Here is a 5,451-nt window from a genome sequence, read left to right as displayed (position 1 = left end):
GCCCCCGCCCCTGCCGAGGCAGCCCCAACTCCTCCGCCGCCGCGGAGTTGCAGTACTCGCGTACCGCGCTCGTCCGTGCCACCACGCGCCCCCGGTGCACCACGATCCGGCTGTAGGCCAGGGAGAGCGCGCCGGCCAGGCTGTCGCCGCGGACCGCGAGCAACTCGGCCGGGAAACCCGCCTCCACGCGCACCTCGGGCAGGCCGAGGACAGCCCGGGCCGACGTGCTCACCGCGTCGTAGGCGTCCTCCGGCCGCAGCCCGTACCGGGAGGCCAGCAGGTAGGCGGCCTCCAGCGGGTCGCCGCGGCCCACGGGGTTGCAGGCGTCCCGCAGCGCGCCGCTGCCGGCGGCCACCCGTACCCCGGCCGCGCGCAGCAGCCGTACCGGAGCGGTGCCCCGGCCGTCCACGCCCGCGCAGCCGCCCTGCGGCAGGCACACCACGGCGACCCCGGCCGCGGCCAGCTGGTCTGCGGTGCGGGAGACGGCCTCCGGGGGGAGCCGGTCGAGGCCCGCGCAGGGGCCGAGGGTCACGCCGGGCCGCAGACCCCCGGCCATGGCGGCGAGGCGGGCGAGCCGGGCCGGGTCGGTGGCGTCGGTGTGCAGGTCGACGGGGCAGCCGTGCTCGGAGGCGACCTCCAGGACCGCCTCCGCGTAGCCGGTCGGATCGGGGTCGAGATCGGGACAGCCGCCGACCACCGAGGCGCCCATCTTCAGCGCGTCCCGCAGCATCGCGAGCCCTTCGGCCCCGGCCACCCCGGTCAGCACCCGGGGCATCGCCACGGCCGTGAGCTCGGTGAGCCCGCGCAGCGACCGCCGCGCCTGGAGTACGGCGGCCAGCGCGCCCAGCCCCTGCACGTCGCCCACGCGCACGTGTGCCCGTAGCGCGGTCGCCCCGTGCCCGAGCTGGAGGAGAGCGGCCTCGGTGGCCCGACGCTGGACGTCACGGGGATCGGGGGAGACCGGGCCCTCGGCGTCGGCCGACAGCGCGGTGTCGCCGTGGGCGTGCGGCTCGGCCGGGGCCGGCAGGAGCAGACAGCCGCTGAGATCCACCCGTGCGCCGCACGCGCGAGTGCCGCCGCCGGCCAGGCTCCCGGCCGTACCGACCGCCTCGATGCGCCCGCCGCCCAGCCGTACGTCCACCGTCCTGCCGTCGGTGAGCCGCGCCCCGCACAGCAGGAGACCGGCCCCTGCGGCCCGGCCCGACGACGCGGCACCCGACGAGGACGAGGAGTGGTGCGGCTGCGGCTGGCTGTCGGGCATCGCGCTCCAGGGGCTCGGGGCTGCGGGGCCCGGAGCCGCCGGAACCGCGCAACGGACGCAAGATCACGCAGAGTGAGTCGAGCCTAGGACGGCGGCACGACCTCGACGGGGAGGAGCGCAATAGTCGTACCGGTGTGGTCCGCCGTACGGGAGGGGCTGTCGTGGCCCCCGGGAACCGGGCCGATCAAGGCACCCAGGGCGCCGCGAAACGGATTTGGGCGAACGGCGGCGGAGCGTGTAATGTCTTCATCGCTCGCCCCAATAGCTCAGTCGGCAGAGCGTCTCCATGGTAAGGAGAAGGTCTACGGTTCGATTCCGTATTGGGGCTCTGGTGTGTGAGGTTCCCGTCGCGAGGCGGGAACGGATCGCATCACAGCGGTGTAGCTCAGTCGGTAGAGCAAGCGGCTCATAATCGCTGTGTCACCGGTTCAAGTCCGGTCACCGCTACTGACGGTAGCCGATTGCGGGGTCGGTCCTTCGATCGGCTACTCTTCTATGCGTTAAACCATCCTATCCGTTCGTCAAGGAGCACTCACGTGGCTGCCACCGACGTCCGCCCGAAGATCACGCTGGCCTGCGTGGAGTGCAAGGAGCGGAACTACATCACCAAGAAGAACCGGCGTAACAACCCGGACCGACTGGAGATGAAGAAGCACTGCCCGCGTTGCAACGCGCACACCGCGCACCGCGAAACGCGATAAATCAGGCTCGTACACGAGGCCGTCCCCGAGAGATCGGGGGCGGCCTCGCGTCGTTGAGGGACCCGATACCGGCCAGTAGAGCAACCAGGAGGTGCCGAGCCCATGGCGCTCGACCAGTCCTTCGTGGGGCGGACCTACCCGCCCACCGACCCCTATGAGGTGGGCCGGGAGAAGATCCGTGAGTTCGCCGAGGCGGTGGGCGACACCAACCCGGCGTACACGGACCCGGAGGCCGCCAAGGCGCTCGGCCACCCCGATGTCGTCGCCCCGCCGACCTTCGTCTTCGCGATCACCTTCAAGGCCGCCGGACAGGTCGTGCAGGACCCGCAGCTCGGCCTGGACTACAGCCGCGTGGTGCACGGCGACCAGAAGTTCGCCTACGTCCGCCCCGTGCGCGCCGGTGACCGGCTGACCGTCACCTCCACCATCGAGGCGATCAAGTCCCTGGCGGGCAACGACATCCTGGACATCCGCGGCGAGGTCCACGACGAGGCCGGCGAGCACGTCGTGACCGCCTGGACCAAGCTGGTCGCGCGCGCGGCAGAGGAGGCGTGACAAAGAACATGACGGCGAAGATCGCATACGGCGACGTCGAGGTCGGCACCGAACTGCCCGGCCGTTCCTTCCCCGTGACGCGTGCCACCCTCGTCCAGTACGCGGGCGCCTCCGGGGACTTCAACCCCATCCACTGGAACGAGAAGTTCGCCAAGGAGGTCGGGCTGCCGGACGTCATCGCGCACGGCATGTTCACCATGGCCGAGGCGATCCGCGTGGTCACCGACTGGGTCGGCGACCCGGGCGCGGTCGTCGAGTACGGCGTCCGCTTCACCAAGCCGGTCGTCGTCCCCAACGACGACCAGGGCGCCACGATCGAGGTCAGCGCCAAGGTCGCCGCCAAGCTCGACGACAACACGGTCCGCGTCGACCTCACGGCGACCAGCGCCGGGCAGAAGGTGCTGGGCATGTCGCGAGCGGTCGTACGGCTGGCCTGAGCGCCGGATCCGACGGTCCGGTAAGGGGCGCCCTCCATTGCGGGGCGCCCCTTACTCATCCGTCGCACGACCGGTCTTGCAAAGTTAGTGATTGAGTACTAACTTAGTCGCATGGCCAGGATGAGTGCAGAGGAGAGGCGCGAGAGCGTCATCCGCGAGGCGACGATCGAGTTCGCCCGTGGCGGCTACCACGGCACGTCGACCGAGGCGATCGCCAAGCGGGTCGGGGTCTCGCAGCCGTATCTCTTCCGGCTCTTCCCGGGGAAGAAGGCGATCTTCCTGGCCGTGGCGGAGCGCTGCATGGAGGACACCGTCCGCACTTTCGAGGAGGCCTCGAAGGGGCTGGAGGGCGAGGAAGCCCTGCATTCCATGGCGAACGCGTACACCCGGGTCATCGCGGAGCGGCCCGAGTGGCTGCTGATGCAGATGCAGATGTACATCGCCGTGGGGGCCGCCGAGCAGGAGGGTGACCACGAGTTCGGCGAGGCGGTGCGGGCCGGCTGGATGCGGCTGTGGGACACCGTCCACCTGCCGCTGGGCGCCGACGCCAACGAGACGACGACCTTCCTGGCGTACGGAATGCTGATCAACTGCCTGGTGGCGATGGGTTTCCCGCCCGGACACCGGGTCTGGGAAGGCATGTACCCGTCGGCACGGCTCAAGGGCCGACTGGAGCACTGAGAATCCACGACCGAGGCGTCGTCGGCGCCTTTTCATGATCGAGAAACTTAGTAATCAATAACTAACCAACGATCACCCGTTGGGGGAGCGATGTCACAGCCGACAGCACAAGCCACACCGACCGCACGGCGCGGGGGAGCGGTCTGGGCCCTCGTCATCACCAGCGTCGCCGGATTCATGGCAGCCCTGGACAACCTCGTCGTCACCACCGCCCTGCCCTCCATCCGGGAGGACCTCGGCGGGGCGCTGCACGACCTCGAATGGACCGTCAGCGCCTACACGCTCACCTTCGCCGTCCTGCTGATGACCGGCGCGGCACTCGGTGACCGCTTCGGCCGCCGCCGCCTCTTCCTGGCCGGCCTCACGGTCTTCACCGGCGCGTCGGCGGCCGCGGCCCTGGCCCCCGGCATCGACTCCCTCATCGCCGCCCGCGCGGTCCAGGGCGTGGGAGCGGCGATCATGATGCCCCTCACGCTCACCCTCCTCACGGCGGCCGTGCCCGCGGCCAAGCGCGGGATGGCGTACGGGATCTGGGGCGCCGTCAACGGGCTCGCGGTCGCCTCCGGGCCGCTGATCGGCGGCAGCCTCACCGAACACATCTCCTGGCAGTGGATCTTCTGGCTGAACGTCCCGCTCGGCATCGCCCTGCTGCCCCTCGCCCGCCTCCGCCTCGCCGAGTCCCACGGCACCGGTGCGCGGCTCGACATCCCCGGCACGCTGCTCGCCAGCGGCGGTCTCTTCGGCGTCGTCTACGGCCTGGTCCGCGGCCCGTCCGACGGCTGGACCGACTCCGTGGTCCTGCTGGCCCTGTTCGCGGGGGCCGCGCTGCTCGCCGCGTTCGTCCTCTACAGCACGCGGGCCAAGAACCCCATGCTCCCGATGCGGCTGTTCCGCTCCCGCGCCTTCTCCGGCATCAACGCGGCGAGCCTCCTCATGTTCCTCGGCATGTTCGGCTCGATCTTCCTGCTCAGCCAGTACATGCAGGGCGTCCTCGGCTACTCGCCCACCGAGGCGGGCCTGCGGATGCTGCCCTGGACCGGCATGCCGATGCTCGTCGCGCCGATCGCGGGGATCCTCTCCGACCGCATCGGAGGCCGCCCGGTCGTCGCCACGGGGCTCTTCTTCCAGGCGGCGGGTCTCGCGTACATGGCGTCCGTGGTCACGGTCGATGCGTCCTACGGCGCGCAGCTTCCCGGTCTCGTCCTCAGCGGCATCGGCATGGCCCTGTTCTTCGCCCCCGCGTCCAACCTGGTGATGTCGAGCGTGCTGCCCAGGGAACAGGGCATCGCGTCCGGGGCGAACAACGCGCTGCGTGAGGTGGGCGGGGCGCTGGGCATCGCCGTCATGGCGTCCATCTTCTCCTCGCAGGGCGGCTACGAGAGCGGCCAGTCCTTCGTGGACGGCCTGCGACCGGCACTGGTCACCGGGGCGGGCGTGGTGGCCCTCGCCGGGATCGCGGCCCTGCTGATTCCCTCCGGGAAGCGGGTCGTGGGGACCCGTGAGGAGGAGCGGGTGCTGGAGATGGCGGGCGCGTAGGGGTGGCCCGCGGGTTCGTCGAAGGGTGCGGGGGCGTGGGGGCTGGTCGCGCAGTTCCCCGCGCCCCTGAGTGGGTGTAGTCACCCCCGCCACGACGGAACGTGTGTCGTGGCTGGTCGCGCAGTTCCCCGCGCCCCTGGGTGGGTGTAGTCACCCCCGCCACGATGGAACGTGTGTCGTGGCTGGTCGCGCAGTTCCCCGCGCCCCTGGGGGTGGGTCATGGGGACGCACCTGTAGCCGCGTACGGCGGTGAGGGGACGGGGTGGGGGGTGTCCGCCCG

At 71.1% G+C, this 5,451-nt stretch carries 6 protein-coding genes and 2 tRNA genes; 7 read left to right on the top strand and 1 reads right to left on the bottom strand.

Going from position 1 to position 5,451, the window contains the following annotated elements; all coding sequences use genetic code 11:
• Nucleotides 1-1,261 (bottom strand): amidohydrolase family protein (locus tag AOJ26_RS28535; RefSeq protein WP_053851236.1); only part of this gene is annotated, 1,261 nt, incomplete at its 3' end.
• Nucleotides 1,262-1,516: 255 nt separating this feature from the next.
• Here AOJ26_RS28535 and AOJ26_RS28530 point away from each other — a divergent pair.
• From AOJ26_RS28530 to AOJ26_RS28500, 7 genes are all read left to right on the top strand, one after another.
• Nucleotides 1,517-1,589: transfer RNA gene (locus tag AOJ26_RS28530), tRNA-Thr, on the top strand.
• A 46-nt stretch (nucleotides 1,590-1,635) separates the two neighbouring features.
• Nucleotides 1,636-1,708 (top strand) — tRNA-Met (locus tag AOJ26_RS28525).
• 89 nt (nucleotides 1,709-1,797) lie between these two features.
• Entirely contained in the window at nucleotides 1,798-1,962 is a 165-nt protein-coding gene (gene rpmG / locus AOJ26_RS28520) for a 50S ribosomal protein L33 (protein ID WP_003948671.1), read from the top strand.
• 102 nt (nucleotides 1,963-2,064) lie between these two features.
• On the top strand, nucleotides 2,065-2,517 hold the full coding sequence (locus AOJ26_RS28515) for a MaoC family dehydratase N-terminal domain-containing protein (protein ID WP_053851235.1): 453 nt from the start codon (nucleotides 2,065-2,067) through the stop codon (nucleotides 2,515-2,517).
• A gap of 8 nt (nucleotides 2,518-2,525) precedes the next feature.
• Entirely contained in the window at nucleotides 2,526-2,954 is a 429-nt protein-coding gene (locus tag AOJ26_RS28510; RefSeq protein ID WP_053851234.1) for a MaoC family dehydratase, read from the top strand.
• A 111-nt stretch (nucleotides 2,955-3,065) separates the two neighbouring features.
• Complete coding sequence (locus AOJ26_RS28505) at nucleotides 3,066-3,635, top strand: TetR/AcrR family transcriptional regulator (protein ID WP_179200429.1); 570 nt, start codon at nucleotides 3,066-3,068, stop codon at nucleotides 3,633-3,635.
• Between the two features lie 90 nt (nucleotides 3,636-3,725).
• Nucleotides 3,726-5,171: an MFS transporter gene (locus AOJ26_RS28500; RefSeq protein ID WP_053851232.1), complete on the top strand. Its 1,446-nt coding sequence runs from the start codon at nucleotides 3,726-3,728 to the stop codon at nucleotides 5,169-5,171.
• The last annotated feature ends 280 nt before the right edge of the window (nucleotides 5,172-5,451 follow it).

It is taken from the genome of Streptomyces sp. NRRL B-24085 (assembly GCF_001282115.1).
Taxonomy (GTDB): domain Bacteria; phylum Actinomycetota; class Actinomycetes; order Streptomycetales; family Streptomycetaceae; genus Streptomyces.
This window is presented reverse-complemented; position numbering and strand designations above follow the sequence as displayed.

Bases quoted from the DNA above. Each gene is read 5' to 3' on its own strand.
- AOJ26_RS28515 (WP_053851235.1), top strand. From the start codon at position 2,065: ATGGCGCTCGACCAGTCCTTCGTGGGGCGGACCTACCCGCCCACCGAC.
- AOJ26_RS28510 (WP_053851234.1), top strand. From the start codon at position 2,526: ATGACGGCGAAGATCGCATACGGCGACGTCGAGGTCGGCACCGAACTG.
- AOJ26_RS28505 (WP_179200429.1), top strand. From the start codon at position 3,066: ATGGCCAGGATGAGTGCAGAGGAGAGGCGCGAGAGCGTCATCCGCGAG.
- AOJ26_RS28500 (WP_053851232.1), top strand. From the start codon at position 3,726: ATGTCACAGCCGACAGCACAAGCCACACCGACCGCACGGCGCGGGGGA.